The sequence below is a fragment of the Thermodesulfatator atlanticus DSM 21156 genome (assembly GCF_000421585.1).
Lineage (GTDB): Bacteria > Desulfobacterota > Thermodesulfobacteria > Thermodesulfobacteriales > Thermodesulfatatoraceae > Thermodesulfatator > Thermodesulfatator atlanticus.
In genome coordinates, this window is the sequence record NZ_ATXH01000006.1 from 1 (window position 1) to 20,759 (window position 20,759).

Annotated in this window: 21 protein-coding genes; 10 read left to right on the forward strand and 11 right to left on the reverse strand. The window is 46.6% G+C overall.

The features are described from left to right. The 4 genes from H528_RS0103505 to trpC all read left to right on the forward strand — a co-directional run. A partial coding sequence (locus H528_RS0103505; protein ID WP_022852963.1) for a transposase occupies positions 1 to 724 on the forward strand: 724 nt, incomplete at its 5' end. A 106-nt stretch (positions 725 to 830) separates the two neighbouring features. Continuing rightward, on the forward strand, positions 831 to 1,742 hold the full coding sequence (gene argF / locus H528_RS0103510) for an ornithine carbamoyltransferase (RefSeq protein WP_022852964.1): 912 nt from the start codon (positions 831 to 833) through the stop codon (positions 1,740 to 1,742). 9 nt (positions 1,743 to 1,751) lie between these two features. Next, the gene (locus tag H528_RS0103515) at positions 1,752 to 4,562 is read left to right on the forward strand and encodes a PD-(D/E)XK nuclease family protein (protein ID WP_022852965.1); all 2,811 of its coding nucleotides are present in this window, start codon (positions 1,752 to 1,754) and stop codon (positions 4,560 to 4,562) included. 11 nt (positions 4,563 to 4,573) lie between these two features. Further along, positions 4,574 to 5,341 (forward strand): indole-3-glycerol phosphate synthase TrpC, encoded by a 768-nt coding sequence (gene trpC / locus H528_RS0103520; protein ID WP_022852966.1) that lies wholly within the window; start codon positions 4,574 to 4,576, stop codon positions 5,339 to 5,341. Here trpC and H528_RS14600 read toward each other — a convergent pair. From H528_RS14600 to proC, 11 genes are all read right to left on the reverse strand, one after another. Then, positions 5,331 to 5,696: a DUF2752 domain-containing protein gene (locus H528_RS14600; RefSeq protein WP_022852967.1), complete on the reverse strand. Its 366-nt coding sequence runs from the start codon at positions 5,694 to 5,696 to the stop codon at positions 5,331 to 5,333. The genes trpC and H528_RS14600 overlap by 11 nt on opposite strands. After that, positions 5,693 to 6,100, reverse strand: a complete 408-nt coding sequence (locus H528_RS0103530; protein WP_022852968.1) for a DUF4234 domain-containing protein — start codon at positions 6,098 to 6,100, stop codon at positions 5,693 to 5,695. Before H528_RS0103530 ends, H528_RS14600 begins: the two co-directional genes overlap by 4 nt. Positions 6,101 to 6,141: 41 nt before the next feature. Next, positions 6,142 to 8,217, reverse strand: a complete 2,076-nt coding sequence (locus tag H528_RS0103535; protein WP_022852969.1) for an alpha-amylase/4-alpha-glucanotransferase domain-containing protein — start codon at positions 8,215 to 8,217, stop codon at positions 6,142 to 6,144. A gap of 9 nt (positions 8,218 to 8,226) precedes the next feature. Next, positions 8,227 to 9,138: a quinolinate synthase NadA gene (gene nadA, locus H528_RS0103540; RefSeq protein WP_022852970.1), complete on the reverse strand. Its 912-nt coding sequence runs from the start codon at positions 9,136 to 9,138 to the stop codon at positions 8,227 to 8,229. A gap of 3 nt (positions 9,139 to 9,141) precedes the next feature. Then, positions 9,142 to 9,729 carry an outer membrane lipoprotein periplasmic chaperone LolA gene (gene lolA / locus H528_RS0103545; protein WP_022852971.1) on the reverse strand — a complete coding sequence of 196 codons (588 nt, stop codon included), beginning with the start codon at positions 9,727 to 9,729 and terminating at the stop codon, positions 9,142 to 9,144. A gap of 7 nt (positions 9,730 to 9,736) precedes the next feature. Continuing rightward, on the reverse strand, positions 9,737 to 11,854 hold the full coding sequence (locus H528_RS0103550) for a DNA translocase FtsK (protein ID WP_028845751.1): 2,118 nt from the start codon (positions 11,852 to 11,854) through the stop codon (positions 9,737 to 9,739). A 1-nt stretch (position 11,855) separates the two neighbouring features. After that, positions 11,856 to 12,416, reverse strand: coding sequence for a hypothetical protein (locus H528_RS0103555; protein WP_022852973.1), 561 nt, complete (start codon positions 12,414 to 12,416; stop codon positions 11,856 to 11,858). 77 nt (positions 12,417 to 12,493) lie between these two features. Next, complete coding sequence (locus H528_RS0103560; RefSeq protein ID WP_022852974.1) at positions 12,494 to 13,327, reverse strand: DUF4198 domain-containing protein; 834 nt, start codon at positions 13,325 to 13,327, stop codon at positions 12,494 to 12,496. A gap of 19 nt (positions 13,328 to 13,346) precedes the next feature. Then, complete coding sequence (locus H528_RS0103565) at positions 13,347 to 14,441, reverse strand: serine hydrolase domain-containing protein (protein WP_022852975.1); 1,095 nt, start codon at positions 14,439 to 14,441, stop codon at positions 13,347 to 13,349. Continuing rightward, the gene (hslO, locus tag H528_RS0103570; RefSeq protein ID WP_022852976.1) at positions 14,431 to 15,327 is read right to left on the reverse strand and encodes an Hsp33 family molecular chaperone HslO; all 897 of its coding nucleotides are present in this window, start codon (positions 15,325 to 15,327) and stop codon (positions 14,431 to 14,433) included. The genes H528_RS0103565 and hslO overlap by 11 nt, the downstream gene beginning before the upstream one ends. A 2-nt stretch (positions 15,328 to 15,329) precedes the next feature. Further along, positions 15,330 to 16,220: a pyrroline-5-carboxylate reductase gene (gene proC, locus H528_RS12535; protein WP_022852977.1), complete on the reverse strand. Its 891-nt coding sequence runs from the start codon at positions 16,218 to 16,220 to the stop codon at positions 15,330 to 15,332. 96 nt (positions 16,221 to 16,316) lie between these two features. On the opposite strand from proC, the gene argH reads away from it, so the two are divergent. From argH to H528_RS0103605, 6 genes are all read left to right on the forward strand, one after another. Beyond that, entirely contained in the window at positions 16,317 to 17,705 is a 1,389-nt protein-coding gene (argH, locus tag H528_RS0103580) for an argininosuccinate lyase (protein WP_022852978.1), read from the forward strand. Continuing rightward, positions 17,702 to 18,964: a histidine--tRNA ligase gene (gene hisS, locus H528_RS0103585; protein ID WP_022852979.1), complete on the forward strand. Its 1,263-nt coding sequence runs from the start codon at positions 17,702 to 17,704 to the stop codon at positions 18,962 to 18,964. Before argH ends, hisS begins: the two co-directional genes overlap by 4 nt. Continuing rightward, entirely contained in the window at positions 18,952 to 19,662 is a 711-nt protein-coding gene (locus tag H528_RS0103590) for a sulfite exporter TauE/SafE family protein (RefSeq protein ID WP_022852980.1), read from the forward strand. Before hisS ends, H528_RS0103590 begins: the two co-directional genes overlap by 13 nt. An 8-nt stretch (positions 19,663 to 19,670) precedes the next feature. Next, entirely contained in the window at positions 19,671 to 20,006 is a 336-nt protein-coding gene (locus H528_RS0103595) for a TIGR02266 family protein (RefSeq protein ID WP_022852981.1), read from the forward strand. Between the two features lie 109 nt (positions 20,007 to 20,115). Continuing rightward, positions 20,116 to 20,349: an AtpZ/AtpI family protein gene (locus H528_RS12540; RefSeq protein ID WP_022852982.1), complete on the forward strand. Its 234-nt coding sequence runs from the start codon at positions 20,116 to 20,118 to the stop codon at positions 20,347 to 20,349. Then, on the forward strand, positions 20,336 to 20,758 hold the full coding sequence (locus H528_RS0103605) for an ATP synthase subunit I (protein ID WP_022852983.1): 423 nt from the start codon (positions 20,336 to 20,338) through the stop codon (positions 20,756 to 20,758). Before H528_RS12540 ends, H528_RS0103605 begins: the two co-directional genes overlap by 14 nt. The last annotated feature ends 1 nt before the right edge of the window (position 20,759 follow it).

Here is a 20,759-nt window from a genome sequence, read left to right on the forward strand (position 1 = left end):
AGTATTCTTCGTTGAAGTCTATGGCTTCTGCATCATGGGTAACCACTTCCATCTCCTCTGCCGCATGCTCCCTCCTGACTCCTTCTCTGACGACGAAGTAATCGAACGCATAAAGCTCTACTACGGGGACAGGCGAAAAATTATGCTTACCCCTGACAGGATCTCCTATTTCAGAAAACGCTTTGCTGATCTTTCGCGGTTTGTGCAGGAGATAAAGCAGCGGTTTTCCAGGTGGTACAACAAGATTCACGACCGCAAGGGCTATTTCTGGTCAGACAGGTTCAAGAGCGTGGTTATCGAAAAAGGCGAGGCGCTGCTTAATTGTCTGGCCTACATAGATTTGAACCCTGTACGAGCGGGTATAGTCGAGAAGCCCGAGCATTATCGCTGGTGTTCGCTTGGGTACCATTTGGGGACAGGCAATGCAGACGGATTCTTATCGACGAATCTCGGAGTGGCGGAGTTTACGAGCAAGGGTTATCAGGAGCGGCTGAAGATGTATCGAGAATTTTTGTATGGGAAGGGAGGAATTGGGGACAGGCGCGGATTAAAAGAAGCGGAGGTTTACCGTCAAAGGATCAGATTTTTTTCAGAGGGCTTGGTGATAGGCACGGAGAAGTTTGTAAAAGAGGCGCTTGCCGAGCTAAGGGAGAAGCTTGGGCTTAAGCGCAGGCGACGGAAAGTTTCCTCAATAAATCACTTGGCCCACTTAAGAGTCTGCTAACGGGGACAGGCAAAAATTTTTGAAAATTTTTGAAGGTTTCCTATTTGGCAAGAGAAACAAGAATTGCTAATATTACACTTTTTCATACTGGCGTAGGAGGTTTGTTATGAAGCATATAACACGGGTATTTGATCTGACCAAAGAAGAGGTAGAACACCTCCTTAAGCGAGCCCTGCGCCTTAAAGAAGATTTCAAAAAAGGAAAAGAACGAAAAAGCCTAGCCGGAAAAATCCTTGCCCTTCTTTTTGAAAAACATTCTACCCGCACCAGGGTCTCTTTTGAAGCAGGAATGCAAAAGCTTGGTGGTGGGACTATTTTTCTTTCCAAAAACGACCTGCAACTCGACCGTGGGGAGCCTTTAAAAGACACCGCCCGGGTCCTTTCTCGTTATGTAGATGCCCTGGTGGTACGCACCTATGGTCAGGAAATTGTAAATGAACTGGCACGATGGGCTTCAATTCCTGTGATAAACGGCCTTTCCGACTTACATCATCCCTGCCAGGGCATGTCAGACGTGATGACGGTAATTGAAAAAAAGGGTGATATCACCAACCTAAAAATAGCCTGGGTGGGAGATGGAAATAACGTTGCCCATTCCTGGATTGAAATGGCCGCTAGAATCGGATTTACTCTGGGTCTTGCCTGTCCAGAAGGCTATGATCCTAATCCCGAAATTCTTACCGAAGCCAGGCAAGTTGCTCCAAAGCCCATAGAGATTGTCCGCGACCCAAAAGATGCCGTGAAAGACGCAGACGTTATTAATACCGACGTTTGGGCCAGTATGGGGCAGGAAGAAGAGGCTGAGCAGCGCAAAAGAATATTTGCTCCCTACCAGGTGAACCGGGAGCTACTTAAGCTTGCCAAACCTGATGCTATTGTCATGCATTGTTTGCCTGCTCATAGAGGAGAAGAGATTACCGAAGATGTCCTTGAGGGGCCGCAATCTGTAGTCTGGGATCAGGCAGAAAATAAAATGTGGCTGCACATGGCGCTTCTTGAGTGGCTCCTTGCAGGCTAAAATAAAGTCATGGGCCATCTTAAGGCTTTGCCTTCGCAGGCATTTTTAATACGCCTTACAAAAGAAATCCCTGAAGAAGAGCTTTTTTCCCCTGATACGGTATTTGTTTTTCCTACAAAGCGGGCAGGGCTTTATTTTCGCTATTATCTTTCTCAAAGGCGGCCTGCTCCAAGCCTTTTGCCCCAAATTATATGTTTTTCCGACTTAGTAGCAGAGCTTGCCACGGAAATTGACGCCAGACCTCTTTTGCCAAGGGCTGATCAGGCCTGGCTCCTTTGGGAAATCGTAAAAGATATGCCGCCTTTTGAAAAAGTTGCCCAGAGCTTTGACCGCTTTTTCCCCTGGGGGCTACGCCTAGCAGAAGTCCTTGACCAGCTCGAACGAGAAATAGTTGATGCCAAAAACGTAGTTTACCCTCCAGAAGAAGAGGTCCCCTTTGAGGCCAGGCTTTTTCTAGAGCACCTAGGCGACATCCAACAGGCCTTTCGCCAGAAACTAAAAGAAAAAGGCCTTATTACTTCCGGGCAAAGGCTTCGTTTGCTTGCAGAAAATTGCCAAAAACTTCCTGCCTTCTCAGGGCCAATGCACTTGGTAGGTTTTTTTATGCTTACCAGGGCAGAACAAAAAATCTTTAACGAATGGCTTAAAAAAGGGGCCACTCTTTGGTGGCGCCTTGAAGGAAACAAACTCCCTCAAATTTATCGCGAGCTTTCCAGGGTGTTTGGAAGTGAAGTCGAAGTTTTGGCAGAAGACCTTAAAAGGCCTTCTTTTCATTTTTTCGAGGCCCCAGATGTCCACCACGAGCTTGCAACCCTTAAAAAACTTTTGCCTAAAGACATAGAAGCCCCAGATGATACCCTCATTCTTCTTTGTGTGGCCGGGCATCTCATTCCTCTTCTTTACGAGCTCCCAGCAGATATTCCTCTCAACATCACGCTTGGTTATCCGCTTTTTAGGACCCCCCTTGCCCAGCTTTTTTTGCTTTTGGCAGAGTTACGGGAAAACCTTCACAGGGAAGAAATTCACATTCCTTCTTACTTGAAGCTTATTAAACATCCTTACTTACGCGGCTTAAGCTTTGAAGGGCACAAAGCCTTCTCCTTTTTCCGCGAAATAGAGAAAAATCTTAGGGAGCACGGAAGTCCTTATCTTACCCTTGAGCAAATAGAAGCCCTTTGTGAAGAGGGGCCTTTTGCACGCTTTTTAAAGTGGTTTCACACCTATCTTATAAGGCCGTGGCTTACCCTTGAAACCACGGCCCAGTTAGCTGCGGCCTTAAGGCGTCTTGTGAAAGAATGCACCAGAGAAAGGCTCCTTAGCGCTGAAGAAGACACTCCAGAAATCTTGCTTGAAAAAGCCTTTCTTTACGCCTTTGAAACCGAAATTTTGCCAAGTTTAGAAAAAGTCTCTTTTGCCAATGAGCCCCTTGCGCCAGGCACGCTATTTACCTTTTTAAAAGAGCTTTTACGCAGTATCCGCGCACCCTTTGAAGGCGAACCCCTTTGTGGGCTTCAGGTGATGGGGCTCCTTGAAACAAGGCTTCTTTCTTTTAAACGCGTTTTTGTACTTGATGCCAACGAGGGCTATCTACCCTCGGTGGAGGAAGTTAATCCCCTTATGCCTGAGGGGGTTAAGCCCATTCTTGGGCTCCCACCGCGTGAACGCGAGGAGGTAATAGAGAGGCACCATTTCTTTGCCCTGGTGCGTGGAGCAGAAGAAGTAAGTCTCTTTTATCAGAGTGCTATAAGTGGCAAGGGCGAAGCCCTAGGAAAGAAAATGCGCAGCCGCTACGTGGAAAGGCTCCTCTGGGAAGAGGAGCAGGAACAAAAAAAGCTTTGCCCTGAAAAAATTTCTTTCATCCCCCTTAACTTGAACCCAAAGGCCTTTGCCCGCAGAGAGAGTATCCCTAAAGGTCAGGCTGAAAAAGAAATCCTTGAAAAACTCCTTGCTAATCGCAGCGATGGCATATCTGCCACCATGCTTAATACGTATCTCCTCTGCCCGGTAAAGTTTTACTTTCGTTATCTCCTGGGCTTGGAGCCAGCGAAAGACTTTACCGACTTTGACGCTGCTTCGCTTGGAGAAATAGTCCACACTGCCTTAGAGGAATACTTTAGACCTTATGAAGGAAAGCATTATTCCCCTAGGCAAGATAATGATCCCGAACGGCTGATAACCTATTTTCGTGAACTATTCGCGGCTTCAAAGCTTTATCATGCCCTTGGACCAGAGCGGCGCTTTTTTGTGGAAGAGACCGCTATTTTCAGGCTCAAACGTTATCTTGAATTTCTGGCGAGCAAACAACCAGAAGGCTTTGTTATCATTAAGCTTGAAGAAAAATACAGCCGCAGGTTTCAGGATTTTCTTTTTGCTGGGCGCATTGATAGACTAGAAAGACGCGGTGAATGGCAATACGTGCTCGATTATAAAACAGGTACCTTTGTTCAAGGCTATACCTCCAATCATCTCGAAGAAAAACTTTTTCCCTACGACCCACCTGCCAGTTTTACGGCTGAAGATTTTTTTGATTTCCAGGAGCGCCTTCCTGATATTCAGCTTTTTTTGTATCTTTTTCTGGCAGGGGCTGAAAACGCGGCCTATCTCCAGCTTGCCTCAGGGAAGCTTGACTATATCGAAAAACCACTTTTTCAGCCCAAAAATATGGAAGCCGCACAGCCCTTTATGCTTTCAACGTTTCCGCGTATCCTAGAATATCTTTTAAGACACATCATTGAAGCAGACGCCTTTTATGCCACTCAAAACGAAAAACACTGTAGTTTTTGTGATTACCGGCTTGCTTGCGAGTGTGCAAAAAAATAAAGGAGTAAGAAATGGGAGATATCCTTGCCAAAATCCTTGCTGAAAAAGAAAAAGAAGTCAGAGTACGCAAGGAAAGAGGGCTTTTTTTTCGCCCCTTTTGGGATCTTCCCCGCAAGCCCCTTAAAGAGGCCCTTAGAGTTCCCCCTTTTGCGATAATAGCAGAGATAAAAAGGGCTTCGCCTTCAAAGGGCCTTATTGCCAAAGACTTTGATCCCCTTGCCACGGCAAGAGCCTATGTAGCTGGGGGAGCAAGCGCTATCTCCTGCCTTACAGATGAAAAGTTTTTCCGTGGTCATCTGGAATACCTTGCTGCCATAAGAGAAGAAGTCCCACTACCCATTTTGAGAAAAGACTTCATCATAGATGAAATTCAGCTTGAAGAGGCGAAGGCCTTTGGGGCAGATGCCGTCTTGCTTATCGTGGCGGCTTTATCACCCAAACGCCTAAGGGAGCTTTTGGCAATGACTTATGCCCTTGGCCTTGAAGCCCTGGTGGAAGTGCACGATGAGGAAGAACTTAAGCTTGCCATTGAAGCTGGAGCTGAGATCATCGGCATTAACAATCGTAATTTAAAGACCTTTGAGGTAAGCCTTGAAACAAGCTTAAAGCTTGCCAAGAAAGTCCCGAAAGATATAGTCCTGGTATCAGAGTCAGGCATAAAAAGCTCCTCTGACCTTAAAAAGCTAAAAGAAGCAGGCATTTCAGCGGCCCTTATTGGCGAAAGCCTTATGCGCTCACAAGATAAAGCCATGGCCTTAAAAGAAATGCTTAAATTCTAAGAATTAGCCTTGTCAGCCACCAGATAAGCACCAGGAGTAAAATTACTTTCCAGAATCCTTTCCTCTGCAAGAAAAAAAGTGCTTTATCAGGTAAAAAGGCAAGCATAAACACCAGGCCCACAAACAAGAAAATAAGTGGGTTGGTGGAAAAAGCATCGCAAAAATTCCCTTGAAGAAAGCTTTTCGCAGCATGAGTCATGCCGCATCCTGGGCAAGGGAGCCCTGTTAGCAGTTTAAAAGGGCAGCGCCAGGGAAGCGAAAGGGAAGAAATGCTTATTATTCCCTTTGCGTTTAAAAAAAACAGGGCAAGCCCTGCTAGGATTAGGGCCTGCCAGAGTCTTCTTTCGGTAATCACCTGCTTTTTTGTTTTAAGTCCTCGATGATGAGGTTTAGTTCTTTTTGCTGTAAGGCGTCTGTTATTATGCCAAGCGAAAGAAGCGTGACTATAAGCGAAATAGCAGGGAGACTTTCACTTGGGGGCAATCCGTATTTGTGCTGGATGCGCACGATAGCCCGGCCCATTAGGTATTCATGATAAAGGTGATAAAGACCACAGGTCAGCAAGGTGAAAACAAACCATTTCCAAAAGCTAAATTCTTCCCTGCCAAGGAGTAAGTTTACCATACGTATCTGTTGATACTGCCACACCAGCCCCCATAAGCCACAGGTAATTAAAGTCAGGATAACTTCCTTGGCTATGCTCCTGGGTTCAAGGTCTTCGTGAGGGGGAAGCCGCAAAGTTGGCCCTTCGGTTGCCATATTTTTTCCTCCTGTGAATTATTCTCTTTTTTCTATCGAATTTAAGGCTCAATAGCTAAAGTTAACTTTTTGTGAAGGGCCTCTCCTTTTCTGAATTCAATGGGCCAGAAGGGCATTACGGCTATCCCTTGGGTGGTAAGGTCAAACCCTGCTTCTGATTGGCTGACAGTTTTTACCGGGAAAATAAAAAAACGCGCTGTTTCCGGGAGGGTAAGCTTTAATTTTTCTCCGAAAGGAGCCAAAAAGGTGAGCTCCTGACCAAAGACTTCCTGGGGCTCAGAAACAGGAATACTTTGGCCATCTAAGCTAACCTCACCTGCTCCTTTAGCAAGAAGGGGAGGATAAAAATTGAATTCCACTCCGAAAAAGCACCTGGTGGTTTCTTCGGCGCGGTATTCAAGTTCGTAAGAAATTTCAAGGCCAAGACCTTCTTGATTCACCTTGATGTGTTTGCGCAAAAGTAGCGGCCTTCTTGTTGAACCTGGGGGATAAAGCCCTCCGTCTCTAAAGAAAATGAGTTCAGCTCCTTTGCGGTGCCAGTTAAAGGGCTGGTTGGCAAAATCTCCCCATTCTCCAAAGTCGCACCTCACAAAATCGTACAGCGTGCGGTTGGGATCAAAGAAGTGTTCTATCAAAGAATGGCGTTCATACCAATCATAAACAAGGGCGTTTAAAACTTCCTGAGATGGTCTTTTGGTAAGGGTGTGGATGCTTGAAACGCCTTCTTCTTTTTCTTCTGGGCATTCTTGCGGATGTCTTATGGCTTCATGGTAAGCCTCAAAGCGTCTGGTGAGGACGTTTTGGTAATTGTGGGTGCTCTTTAAGCTAGACCATTCGAGAATTTGCCCTCCATAAGATGGTTTAAAAACCAATACCGCTTCAGAAGAAGCATAGCAGACCTCTGTGGCACCATCGTAATCAATATCAAGCTCACTAAAAGAAGGCTTGCTATTTGCCCGCAACTTGGCTTCCGCAGCAAGGAGTTTTTCCCAAACTGCCTGGCGAAGATGCGGAAGATAAAGCCCGCCGAAAATTCCATGCCAATAGGCATCGTTACACTGGGCAGACAAAAGCTCAACGCGGGCTTCAGGGTCAAAATTTTTGCGCGAAAGTTCGCTCACCTGAAGCATTCTTTTATGAAGGTAGTTTGATTCAGGGTACTTGACGAAAAAGTTGCGCCAGTGACCTCCCCGGATAAAGGCTGCGAAGCGAGTCTTTTCAGGCTTAAGGCGTTTATTTAGCTCTTCAAGCTCAAGAATCCGTTTGGCAGGAAGGGCCCATTGTTCCATCTCAGCGTAAGAGGCCGTTGGGAGGTAAGCAAGCCCGTTAGCAGGGAGTTTTTCAAGGGCTTCGGCAAAGGTCATGATTTCGATTTTTCCTTCTTCCTGCCAGCGAGTTATGGTTTGCAGAAACGACTCCAGCCAGCCTTCTTCGTACACCCATTTTTTGGTGCCAGGCCAGACACCGAATTTTTCCCCGTCGTCAAAATAAATGGCAAGGCGTCCGCCACGAAAGGCCACGTCGTTAAGATAGCGCCCTAGGCGCTCTACAGGCCAGAAAGGAATGGCATAGCGCAAGGTCTCGTCAATGGGAAACACCGCAAGTCTCTGGCCTTCGGCTTCGGTATAGAAATAGCCGTAGAGATTTTCTTTCTCAAAGCCCGAGACCAAAAAATGCCTATCATCCACTACCACGTATTTGATACCAAGCTTGGCAAGATCCTCTACCAGGGCCTGTTCCCACACACGCTCGGTAAGCCAGAGCCCAACCGGGGAGACTCCGAATTGCTTTTTGAGATAATCCTTATGCCTTAGAATTTGTTCTTTGCGGTCTTCACGGGGAATTACAGCAAGGATAGGCTCAAAAAAACCGCCTGCCACAGGTTCTATTTGTTGGCGGGCGATAAGTTTTCCTAAAAGTTCAAATATGGCAGGGTATTTTTCCTCCCACCACTTGAGCAAAATACCGCTTACGTGAAGGCTGAAACGAAAATGCGGATATCGTTCGATGATTTTAAGAAAGGGGAAATAGCTTTCGTCAGTGAGGCGTTTCACAACTTCGTCAAAATTTCCAAGGGGCTGATGGTTGTGTACCCCAAACACAAAAGGGAGTTTCATATGGCCCTCCTAGGTTCGCGGAATTTCTAACATGCGCGCCACGGCACGGTAGGCTTTTACCCGCAAGTCTTCCGGCACCTTCACCACAGGAGACAACGTTTCAAGGGATTTCTTGAGGTCTTCAAGAGAGATTATCTTCATGGCCTTGCAGAGCATCTTTTCAGAGGCAGGGTAGAAGTTTTTATCAGGGTTTTGTTTTTTTAGCGGATAAAGAAGACCCACTTCTGTGCCAATGATAAATTCTTTAGCATCAGACTCTTTGGCATAGCGAAGCATGCCACTTGTAGAGCGCACGGCGTCAGCCAAATCAATAACTTCTGGACGGCATTCTGGATGCGCCATAAAAACCGCGTTAGGGTGCGCTTTGCGCGCAGCAGTTACGTCTTCTACCGTAAGTACATCATGAAACGGGCAAAAGCCTTCGAAATAGTGGATCTTTTTTTCTTTGAAAAAACGCTGGGTGTAACGCGCAAGATTCATGTCGGGCAGAAAGATTATCTCGTCGGCATCAAGGGCGCGCACCACGTTCACCGCATTGGCGGAGGTGCAGCAAATATCAGAAAGCGCCTTGATTTCCACATAAGAATTGACATAAGTGACCACCGGTGCTTTGGGATACTTTGCTTTTAAGTTTTCAACGTCTTCAGGGCCAATCATGTCTGCCATCTCGCAGCCTGCTTCCATGCGCGGAAAGACAATCAGCTTGTCAGGGCAAACGATAGCAGCTGTTTCTGCCATAAAACGCACGCCGCAAAAAACCACAACTTCCGCATCTGTTTGGGCGGCTTTTAAAGAAAGCTCTAGCGAGTCTCCGGTAAGATCGGCTACGTCCTGGATCTCAGGGGGTTGATAATTGTGTGCCAGGATAATGGCCTTGCGCTCTTTAGCTAATTCTCGGATTTCTTTCTGCAGTTCATTCATAACCTACCTCTCCTGTATAATTTCAGCGCCTTTTGGAGGTTCAAAGTTAAAGAGGGCTTTTGCAAGATGGATATTTCGTTTGGTTTTAAGAAATTTGATGCGGGTTAAATTCCCAAGCTGATCCCAAAAGGAAAACCCCAAAAGAGCGCCGTTTTTTTTATCTATCAAAAGTTTTATTTTTTGGATTTGAGCCTCTTCCTTGGGGAAAAGTATCAGGGCTACTTTGCCTTCAGGGAGTTCTTCCACCGGGCCAAGCCTGAAGTCTTCAAAGATGTTTCCTTTCCCTGAGACAAAACTTAGCATGAGCTTTGATGAGAGGGACTTTTCCTTGGGAAAAATCATGACCTGGTTGTCTTTTTTGCTATAGACGTAAATGTTTTTCTTGTCTGCCACAATAAGAAGTTCTTCTGGCCAGGTATATTCCCAGCGCATAAGGCCAGGCTTTTCAAAATAAACGCGCCCCTTGGAAAACCGGATTTGGTTGGCACGCAGAAAATGGACTTCCTGTTCAAAGTCTGCCGTGAAGTTTTTCGTTTGTTCGTAATAGTTCTGAAGACGAGTGGCTACGTCTTTGGCAGAGATTTCTGCCAAAGCTATTTTACTTATCAGGACGCAGCAACACAGGACGAGGACGCACACCATCTGACGGACCAACGATACCCTCCTTTTCCATGCGTTCAATCATGCGGGCGGCACGGTTATATCCAACCCGCAAACGTCTTTGTAACATTGAGATAGAAGCCTGCCCGGTTTGCACCACGATCTGGACTGCCTGCTCATAGAGTTCGTCAACTTCATCGTCAAGCTCTGAGACGGCTTCTTCTCCGCCTGCCACAAGCTCAAGGGCATAATCAGGCTCACCCTGAGCCTTTAAGTATTCTACCACCTTTTTGACTTCTTTTTCACTGATAAAGGCGCCGTGGATACGTTTTAATTTTGAGGTCCCGGGAGGCAAAAAGAGCATGTCTCCCGCGCCAAGTAAGCGCTCTGCCCCGCCTGTGTCTAGAATGGTCCGTGAGTCTGTACGCGATGAGACCTGAAAAGAAATGCGCGCAGGGAAGTTAGCCTTGATAATGCCGGTAAGCACGTCAACTGAGGGCCTTTGGGTGGCAAGCAAAAGATGTATTCCTGAGGCCCTGGCCATTTGAGCGAGTCTGGTAAGGGACATCTCTACTTCTTTGGAAGAGACCACCATAAGGTCAGCGAGTTCGTCTACCACTATGACGATGTAGGGGAGCTTTTCTTCGGCTTCAGCATTGTAAGATTCAAGGTTACGGGCACGGGCTTCTTCCAGAAGCTGATAGCGCCTTTCCATTTCTGATACCGCCCATTTGAGGGCAAGGGTGGCGGTTTTGGGCTCAAGAAGTACTGGATGAAGAAGATGGGGAATGCCATCATAGACCGAAAGCTCAATGCGTTTGGGATCAATAAGCAAAAGGCGCACTTCCTCAGGGGTGGCCTTGAAAAGAAGGCTCATAAGCATAGCATGCAGACAAACACTTTTTCCCGTGCCAGTAGCCCCAGCAATTAGAAGATGTGGCATCTTGGCAAGGTCTGTAACCACTGGCCGGCCTGAGATGTCTTTGCCAAGGGCAAGGGTTAATTTTGATTTGGCCTTGCGATAAGCCTCACTTACAAGAATCTCTTTCAGGTAAACAATCTCACGCTCTTTATTGGCAACTTCTATCCCAACAGCAGATTTGCCAGGGATTGGAGCCACTATGCGCACACTTGCAGCTTTAAGCCCAAGGGCAAGGTCATCTGCCAAAGAAGCGATTTTGTTTATCTTTATGCCTGGGGCAGGTTCGTATTCGTAAACGGTAATTACTGGGCCAGGGCAGATTTCAGTAACCTTTCCCCGCACGCCAAAATCTTCGAGTTTTCGCTCAAGGAGCTTGGCGCGGGCAAGAAGTTCTTCTTTGTTTTCGCGTTCAAACCTTGGCGGAGGATCGTCTAAAAGACTAAGCGGTGGCTTTTTATAAGTCTTTGATTTGGATGGCACAGGGAGTTTTTCCAGGGTTTCATCTTGGCTTTCTTTGTCATCAGGAAGATAGAGTTCTTCTTCTGGTTCAGGGTATATCTCCTGAGTAACAGGGATGTTAGGCTCAAACGCTGGCTCAAGGCCTTCGGCAGGAGGAACATGTTCATGAGAAGTTTTGCGGAATTTTTGCCACCAGTAAGCCGGAAGGCTTCCCAAATAGCGAAAAAAGGCCCCGCATCTTTCTAAAAGTTCTTTAGGGGAAAAACCCGAGATAAGACAAAGTGCGGTGAGCTGAAACAAGACTATCAGTAAAAAGAGCCCTGGTTTGCCCAATAAAAAGAGAAGTTGTTTGCCAAGGCCTGCTAAAAATCCGCCGTTTAAAGGGTAGGGCCCTATGGAACCTGAAAGCCCTGCTAAGGGGTCTAGAAAAGAAGTCGAGGTAACAAAAAGCCCTGCGGCCAGAGGCAGTTGCCAGCCGGGACTTTTCCCGGTGAAAAGCCAGATGCCCGCAAGAATTAAGAAAATGGGGACAAACCAGGCTCCAAAGCCAGCAAAGTCAAACAAAAAAGCTGAAAGATAGGCCCCTATAATGCCGGTGAAGTTGTGAAGTGAAGTGGCACCTACCCTTCCAAAACCCGGGTCATCAGGATGGTAACCCAGGAGAGCCAGAAAAACAAAAACCCCAAGGGCCATCAAAATAAGACCAGCTATTTCATTGCGAAATTTAGCAAACATTTCAGTTTTTAAGGTAAGCAAGCCCCTCGGCTATGAGCTTTGGCCAACCAAGTTCGCGTAAAATATTGATTACGTCCTGGTCAGTCAAGGAAGAGAAACGGGCCAGGAGAAGAAGGGCCGGATCTTCTTTCAGGAAGATAGCAATAAAGCCCTTTTTTTCTTTAGGGGCAAAGCTTACCAGGGCCGGATAACCGTCTATCTTGCGGTAGCGCAATACAAATTCCGGCGTTTCCACCTCAAGGCGGCCTTTAAGAGATCTGGCAAGTTTTGCTCCCTGAGAGCCTCCGGCAAAAAGGACTTCCAGACGGGCACCATCAGGCCTATCATAAAAACGTTTAACGTAAAAGGCCTTGCCGGGTTCGCTTGTAAATTTCAAAAAATCAGGGGCAGAGGATTGCCAGCCTTTTAGCTCAGGCAGGGGAAGGAATTGGTTTTCTTCTGCCTGTGAAAAACCCGCTAAAAGCAAAAAGATGACAACCAAGGGGATGAGTCTCATAAGCGCAGCCCTCATGTTTTTGAAAAAGATAACATAAATTGAACTCTTTTGGAAAAACTTATCCATGCCTTTGTAGTAAAATTTCCCAGGATCCGTTCCTATTTTGTTTCGAAAAATGGGAACGGATCTCTTGTTTTGGTATGTTATTCTTCTGCTTTGATTTTTGGGGCTCCTTCTGGGAGTTCGAAAGGAGGATAAACGTAAAGCCACATGGATGCCCTTAAAAACATGGGATAAGTCGAGTTCCCAATGCGATGATTTCCAAAAGGGATCTTGGCACTTATAAGCCACCAGCCCTCTTGAGGGAAAGTAAGGCTAAAGTCTCCGTTTTCGTCAGTGTAAAGGGAATAATACATGCGCGCGTCATCGCGTTTACCAAGCCTGTCCTGGGGGAGTTCTTTCCCTGTTAAAAACACTCCGTTAAAACGAACTACTTGAATCAGGGTCTGCGAGAGGGGTTTTCCGTCAAGCAAAAGCCTGCCACGGAAAAGCCCGGCTTTTGTGATCCCATAAGGCCGGTTGTAGGGGATAATTTCTGCTTTTAGCCCTAAATTTTTTTGCCAGCTTCCTTCTCTTTCCACATGAAAGGGCACTTTTACGATTTCTTCCCACACTTCGTAAGTACCCGGAATGAGCGTTGGGTCCGAGTGTAAGACGAGATAGTAGTCTCCGATTTTAGTGGGTAAATAACGGGCCTTCCAGGCATAACGTTTTTTTCCGGTGGCGTGATCTTTTATTTTGGTTCGCCAAAAGGATATGGGTTCGAATTTGCCGGAAGGGGTGAAGATTTTGGCTTTGGGAGCCTTGACATCATAGACAATGCCCTGAAAAGGCTCTGCCCTGAACACCAACCATACCTTTTCCTGGCCTTTATTCCCGTAGTCAAGGCCGTCTTCACCTACCACCGTGAGAAAAAAGGGGTAAGCTGGCTTTGTCCACCAGAAAAACAAAATAAAAATTAAAAAAAACTTCTTCATGGCTTTGTCCTCAAATAAATTAAACGGAAAACTTACAAATTTTCTTAACTATCAGGTCGTGTAGCGCCGGCCTAAACCCTTTTATGCGCTTGTTTTCTCTTGAGGGATGGACTCTGTTGCTAAGAAGTAAGATGACAAGTTCTTTTTGGGTGTCAATCCAAAAAGATGTTCCCGTAAAGCCAAGGTGCCCTAAAGACGCACGAGAAATGAGACCCCCTGCGCTTGAAGATTCCTTGCTTGGGCGGTCAAATCCCAACGCCCGGCCACCTGCTTTGCTTTGCCAGTCCCAAAAAGTTTGTACCAGGTCTCGGTTAAGAAAGGCTTTAGCTTCTCCTTCATAGGCCTTAAGCAGGATAACCAGGAGCTTGAGCACTTCTTCTGCACTGCCAAAAAGCCCGGCATGGCCTGCTACGCCCCCAAGGGCCCAGGCGTTTTCGTCGTGAACTTCGCCTTTTATCAATTTGCCACGCCAGGGGCAAAATTCTGTGGCCGCGCATTTTTCTTTAGGAATACCCGCGCGTACGGGACTAAAAAGTATTTTTAAAGGATTAAGCCCAAGGAGATTTATAGTTTCCCTGAAAAAGCAATCCAATTCTTTTTGCGCAATTTTTTCTATTAGGTGCCCCAGGATGATAAATCCCAGGTCGCTGTAGACTTGTTTCCTCCCAAGAGGATAGGCAAGGGGCTCTTTAAGGATCCAGGTGCAGATGATTTCTTTTCTTTTTTCAAGAGGATAGGTAAGAAGCCTTACGAAATAGGGCCGATGGTCCGGAAATCCGGCTTGATGGGCCAGGAGATCAGCGATAGTTGCTTTTTCGAACCAAAAAGGCGCGTTAAAAAAGCGTCCAAGTTCATCATCCAGAGAGATTTTTCCTTCGCTTAAAAGGCGCATGAGGCAAAGGGTCGTGGCAAGCGGTTTGGTCAAAGAGGCCAGGTCATAAAAAACGTAAGGACTATTTTTTTGGGGAGCAGGATAGAACTCCTGCCAACCAAAGGCCTCTAGATAGCTTTTTCCCCTGTGCCAGATGGCAAGGCAGGCGCCGGGAAAAACCTTTTCTTTTACACCCCGGCGCATCATGTCTCTAACTTCTTCGGGAAGAGGCCTATGTTTCAAGCTCCTGGCGCCTTTTGACTTCGATTTCGGCGAGCAGTTTTTGGAGATCTTCAGGGGTGAAGACGTATTTTTCTCGACAAAAATCACAAGTGATTTCTGATGGTTCGCCTTTTTCAAGGAGTTTTTTAATTTCTTCTGGACCGAGAGCAATGAGGGCCCTTTCGGCTCTTTCTCTTGAGCAGCGACAATGATAGGCAAGGGGCCGTTTTTCAAGGACTTTTACGTTTTCTTTGCCAAATATGCGTTCAAGGATGGTCTCAGGGGTAAAGCCCTCTTGCAAAAGGCTGGTTACAGGTGGAAGTTTCTTGAGCACTTCTTCTATCCTGGCAATTTGTTCGTCTGTGGCTGCAGGAAGGGTTTGGATCAAAAAACCCCCTGCTACTTTTACCGTGTTGTCCGGCTCTACGAATACCCCGAGCCCTACTGCAGAGGGGATTTGTTCTGAGACCGTAAGATAGTAGCTTACGTCTTCGGCAATTTCACCGGAAATAAGTTTGGTAGAACCCTGGTAGGGTTCTTTTAGCCCCAGGTCTTTGGTGACCGAGATGAAACCATCGCGACCAACGGCCTGGCCTACCAGGAGTTTTCCTTTTTGTGGGGTGAGGTGAATATGGGGCTTTTGCACCAGGCCGCGAACGTTTCCTTCGGCATCAGCCTCAGCAATGATTTCCCCAAGTGGGCCACCGCCATTTATCTGGATCATGACCCGGCCGGTTTTAAGGTCAAGGCCTAGAAGGGCCGCGGCAGTGAGCGCCCTTCCCAAGGCGGCGGTAGCAGTGGGCAGGGTGTTATGGCGTTTTCTCGCTTCTTCAACGATGTCTTTGGTATCTGCGGCAAAAATACGAAAGGCGCCGTCTTTCGTGATACCCCGTATGGCATAACTCATGTTTAGTCTTCCTCCTCAAGAAGGCCCATTTCTTCTAATTCTTTTACCGCTTCGTCTAGCAATTCGTGGATTTGGTCGGTGATTTCTCTTGATCTTTCGGTGGCTGCTGACACGGTATCCATGATAACTCCCTTAAAGGCTCCCTTTTCCATGGCCTTAAGCCCGGAGATGGTTGTGCCACCAGGGCTTGCGACCATGCTTTTTATTTCGTAAGGGTTTTTTCCGGCTTCTTTCATAAGCTTTACCGTGCCAAGAATTGTTTCTAAGACCAGGGTCTGGGCCACCTCCCGCGGAAGCCCCTCATGCACCCCGGCATCGATTAGTCCTTCTATAAAGGCAGCCACAAAAGCCGGACCACTTCCAGAAAGCCCTGTTACCGCATCAAAAGCCATTTCTGGAAGATAGATAGCTATTCCAAAGGTTTTTAAAAATTCTTCGGCAAGGGCTAAGTCTTCATCGGTGACAAAATGTCCATCGGTGTAAACGGATACTGCTGCTTGCACAAGGGCAGGGGTGTTGGGCATAACCCTAATGACACGGGTGCCTTCTGGTAAATAGGCTTCGATAAGATCAAGGGGGATCCCTGCGGCAATGGAAAGAATGAGGTTTTTTCGGATGTTAATACAACGTGAAATTTCCCTTAGGACAAACTCCATGATGTCTGGTTTGACTGCAAGCACCACCAGGTCACTCTTTTTTACCAGGGCACAATTGTCAGCAAGTATTTTTATGCCAGGGAAGCTCTTCTCAAGGTATTCTCTGCGAGAAGGATTGGGTTCAGAGACAATGATCTTTTTAGGGCTACTCGCCTTTGAGGCCAAAACACCCTTGATAATTGCTTCTGCCATTTTGCCGCCACCTATAAAGCCGATGTTTAAATCTTTTAAGGCCATGTTCTCCTCCTCGTGTTCTTTTTTTGCAAATCATACTTTAAGATAAACAAATTTCAGGAACTATTTTTACCATAAGTCTTTTTAGGAGGATTTTTTATGGCGAAAAAACCCTGGGGCGGAAGATTTGCCGAAGCAACCGACAAACTCGTGGAAAAATTTACAGCCTCGGTGCATTTTGACCAAAAACTTGCCCTCTATGACATCAAGGGAAGCATAGCCCACGCACGCATGCTTGGCGCAAGGGGGATAATACCCAAAGAAGACGCCGAAAAAATAATAGCCGGTCTGGCTGAGCTGGAAAAAGAGATTCAAGAAGGAAAGTTTACCTGGCGTGAGGACCTTGAGGATGTACACATGAATATCGAAGCCGCACTTTTTGAAAAAATAGGCCCTCTTGCAGGAAAACTTCATACCGCCCGCAGTCGAAACGACCAGGTAGCAACTGACGTAAGGCTTTATCTCCGCGATGTTATCGATGAGGCCCTTGCCGCGCTCAAAGAGCTGAGACTTGTCCTGGTTCTCAAGGCCAAGGAAAACCTTGAGGTCATCATGCCCGGCTTTACACACCTCCAACATGCCCAGCCAGTGCTTTTTGCACATCATCTTATGGCGTACTACGAGATGTTCACACGCGACACTAAAAGACTTTCTTTCGTAAGAGAAGAAACAAACGTCTGCCCGCTTGGCAGTGCGGCCCTTGCGGGAACGCCTTTTCCTGTTGACAGGGAGATGGTGGCACGGGAGCTTGGCTTTGCTGGAATTTCCCGAAACAGCATGGATGCCGTTTCAGATAGAGACTTTATCATTTCTTTCCTTGGGGCGGCTTCTCTTGTGTTTGTGCATCTTTCAAGACTTTGCGAAGAACTTATTCTTTGGATGAGCCAGGAATTTTCTTTTATTGACCTGCCAGATAAGCTTTGCACAGGAAGCTCTATCATGCCCCAGAAGAAAAACCCCGACGTAGCAGAACTTATACGCGGAAAAACAGGCCGCGTATTTGGAAATCTTTTTTCATTGCTCACGGTCTTAAAGGGGCTCCCCATGACTTACAACCGGGATCTCCAGGAAGACAAAGAGCCCCTTTTTGATACCGCGGAAACACTCCTTGCCTCTTTAAGGCTTGCTAGCTCCCTGGTCTCAGGGCTAAAGGTGAACGCGCCCAAGATGCGCAAGGCCTGTGAGGAAGGCCATCTTACCGCTACGGATCTTGCGGATTATTTAGCCACTAAAGGGGTGCCGTTTAGAGAAGCCCATCATATTGTAGGCAAGCTGGTGGCATACTGCGAAGATAAGGGGCTTAAGCTTTGGGAGCTTCCCCTTGAAAAAATGAAAGAGTTTTCAGAAGTGATAGAAAAAGACGTTTATGATTGGCTTACCCTTGAAGGATCAGTAGCCCGTCGTAAAGTGCCAGGGGGGACTGCGCCTGAAATGGTGCGCAAGGCTATTGAAGAAGCTGAAAAAGAGCTTATGCAGGAGGAAAAATGATTAAGGCGGTACGAGGTTTTAAGGATATCCTTCCCGGGGAAACAGAAAAATGGGTTTACCTTGAAGGGCTTGCCCGCAAGTTTTTTTCAGCCTACGGCTTTCGCGAGATACGCACCCCCATTCTTGAAAAGACAGAGCTTTTTGCCAGAAGCATTGGCGAGGCTACAGACATCGTTGAAAAGGAAATGTATTCCTTTCTTGATCGCAACAAAGAAAGTGTAACTTTGCGCCCAGAAGCAACGGCGGGGATTTGCCGTGCGGTGATTGAAAACGGGCTTTATGCCCAGGCTAAGGTGCTAAAGCTTTTCACCATGGGGCCAATGTTTCGTCATGAAAGGCCCCAAAAAGGTCGCCTGCGCCAATTTCACCAGTTCAACGCTGAAGTCTTTGGTAGCCATGCTCCGGGTGTTGATGCGGAAATCATAGCCCTTGCAATGGACATCCTTGAAGCTGGTGGTGCGAAAAACTTGCGCCTTGAGCTTAATTCTCTGGGCTGCCCTGAGTGCCGCCCTGTTTTTCGGGAAAAGCTAAAAAACTTTTTGCTAGCAAGGCTTGATAAACTTTGTGACGATTGCAAACGACGTGCAGAGAAAAATCCTTTGCGTGCCCTTGATTGCAAAAAAGAATCCTGCCAGCAGGAATACAAAGAAGCCCCTCTTATTGAAGAATTCTGGTGTGATACCTGCCGCAGGCATTTTGCCCAGGTTTGTGAAGAGCTTGAGCTCTTGGGGATAACCTATGAGAAAAATCCACGCTTGGTAAGAGGGCTTGATTACTACGTGCGCACCACTTTTGAGATTAAAGCCAAAGACTTAGGCGCCCAGGATACCGTAGCTGCTGGTGGACGTTATGATGGTTTGATTAAAGCCCTTGGCGGGCCTGATATCCCGGGAGTTGGTTTTGCCATAGGGGTTGAAAGGTTTTTGCTTGTGGCTTCCTTGCCTCACGATCTCTGGCCAGGGCTTGATCTTTTCGTGGCAGCCTTGGGAAATGAAGCCCGGAGATTTGTACTTCCGCTAGTTAGAAAGCTAAGGGGCCGGGGTTTTATGGTGGATCTGGACCATGAAGGCCGAAGTCTTAAAGCCCAGCTTAAGGCAGCCAACCGCCAAAAGGCACGTTATACCTTGATAATAGGTGAAAGTGAGCTTTCGGAAGAAAAAGCCCTTTTGCGCAATATGAAAACTGGCGAGCAGAAGGAAGTTTCTTTCGTCAGCTTAGAAAATGAATTGATCGAGCGACTTAAGAAGTGCTCATCCTGATAGGGATAATTCTTTTTCTGGCAGCTTTTATTCACGGGGTGGCAGGTTTTGCCTTTGCCCTTTTTGCTGTGCCCCTTTTGTCTTTCTGCTGGCCCCTTAAAAAAGTTGTCCCCCTTATCGCCCTCCTTGCCACTACGTTAAACGGCATCATGCTTTTTAAGTTGAGGCATGCCTTTCAATTCAAACGAGTTTTTCGGCTCTTGGCAGGAGGGATCCCAGGGGTAGTGTTAGGGGCTTATTTTTTGGCACATTTTCCCAATCAGTTTGTTCGCGTACTGCTTGGTGTTGTTTTGGTTGCTTATGGGCTCTGGGGGCTCAAAAATCCCAGGCCAGCCTTGGTGTTAAATGAGAGTTGGGGCTACCTTTTCGGGTTCATGGCAGGCTTTTTAGGGGGTGCGCTTAACACGCCAGGGCCTCCGGTGGTGGTCTATGTCACCTTGCAGCATTGGCAAAAGGACGAAATCAAAAGCACAATCCAGGGTTTTTTCTTTTTGTTGGCAGGTTTTGTGATTTTCTCGCACTGGCGCCTAGGGATTTTGAATCTGGAAGTGCTTAAACATTACGTGCTTTTTTTGCCGGTTGTCTTAACGGGCATGTTTTTAGGCCATCGTTTCTATTTCCGATTAAGTTTAAAGGCGTACTATCGCATTCTATACCTGATTCTTATTTTAGTAGGGGTGCTTAGTTTCCCCTGGTAGGAGGAGTGATGGATGACAAACGCAAACACCCCCGCTTAGAACATGTATTTCGGGTGGATTACAGTACCCCTGAAGCCCTTTTCAATGAGTTTGCGGAGAACATAAGCGAAGGGGGAATGTTCATAAAGACTTCTCGTCCCTTAGAAATAGGGACAGAGATTATCATTGAATTCAAACTCCCACTTCTTAAGGAGCCTATCAAAGTAAAAGGTAAGGTGGAATGGAACACTGACATGCCGGGGATAAGAAAACCAACCCCCGGCATGGGAGTAAGTTTTCAGGGCCTGTCTTCTGAAGATAAAGAAAAGATAAACAAGATCGTAAGGCAATTAAAAGCACTTTAGTGCGATAATTGTCTTATATCCTCTTTTTTCCCATCTTTTGGCCTGCCGTTTTTTAAATTGACTCTTTTTATCAGACGTGCTATGCAAAAAATCGTTTATGAAAGAGGGCATGAAATATTTTTTGAGCTTATTGGGCGATTTTTTAACCGTTGGCCTGGCGGTTGGGGGTTCGGTAGCCGCTGGGGTATTTACAGGGTGGTTCATTGATGAAAAGATTTTCGATGGCCGCACTTCTCCTTGGTTCACTATCGCCTGTGCGGCTTTTGGCATAGCCGGAGGCATCAAAAATATTTTTGTTATGACGCGCAGAAGATTTAAAAACGAGAAAAATGATCAGGATTGAAACTAACGAAAACTTTATCAAAAGATTTAAAGTCTGGACTATTTTTCTCCTGCTAGCTTTGGCGGTAGCCTTTTATCTTGTCACCGCACAGTGGTCCCAGGGGCTTAGCGTACTGGTAGGCGGAGCCATTGCGCTTCTTAATTTTCAGTCCTTACACAAAGATGTCAAAGCTATTGCTGAAAGCGTAGCATCTGGCTATCAGACTGCCCAGCGAGCCACCAGAGTGTATCTTTTCAAGTATTATCTTCGACTCATTGCCACGGCAATTGTGCTGTTTTTTGTAATAAAAGTTCGAATAATCGAGCCATTGCCATTTATAGTGGGAATTTCCGTTATTATTGTGAATATCCTACTTTGCTTTTTTAGGGAAATTGGGCGTAATTTCTGGCTAAAATTGAAGGAGGGCTAGG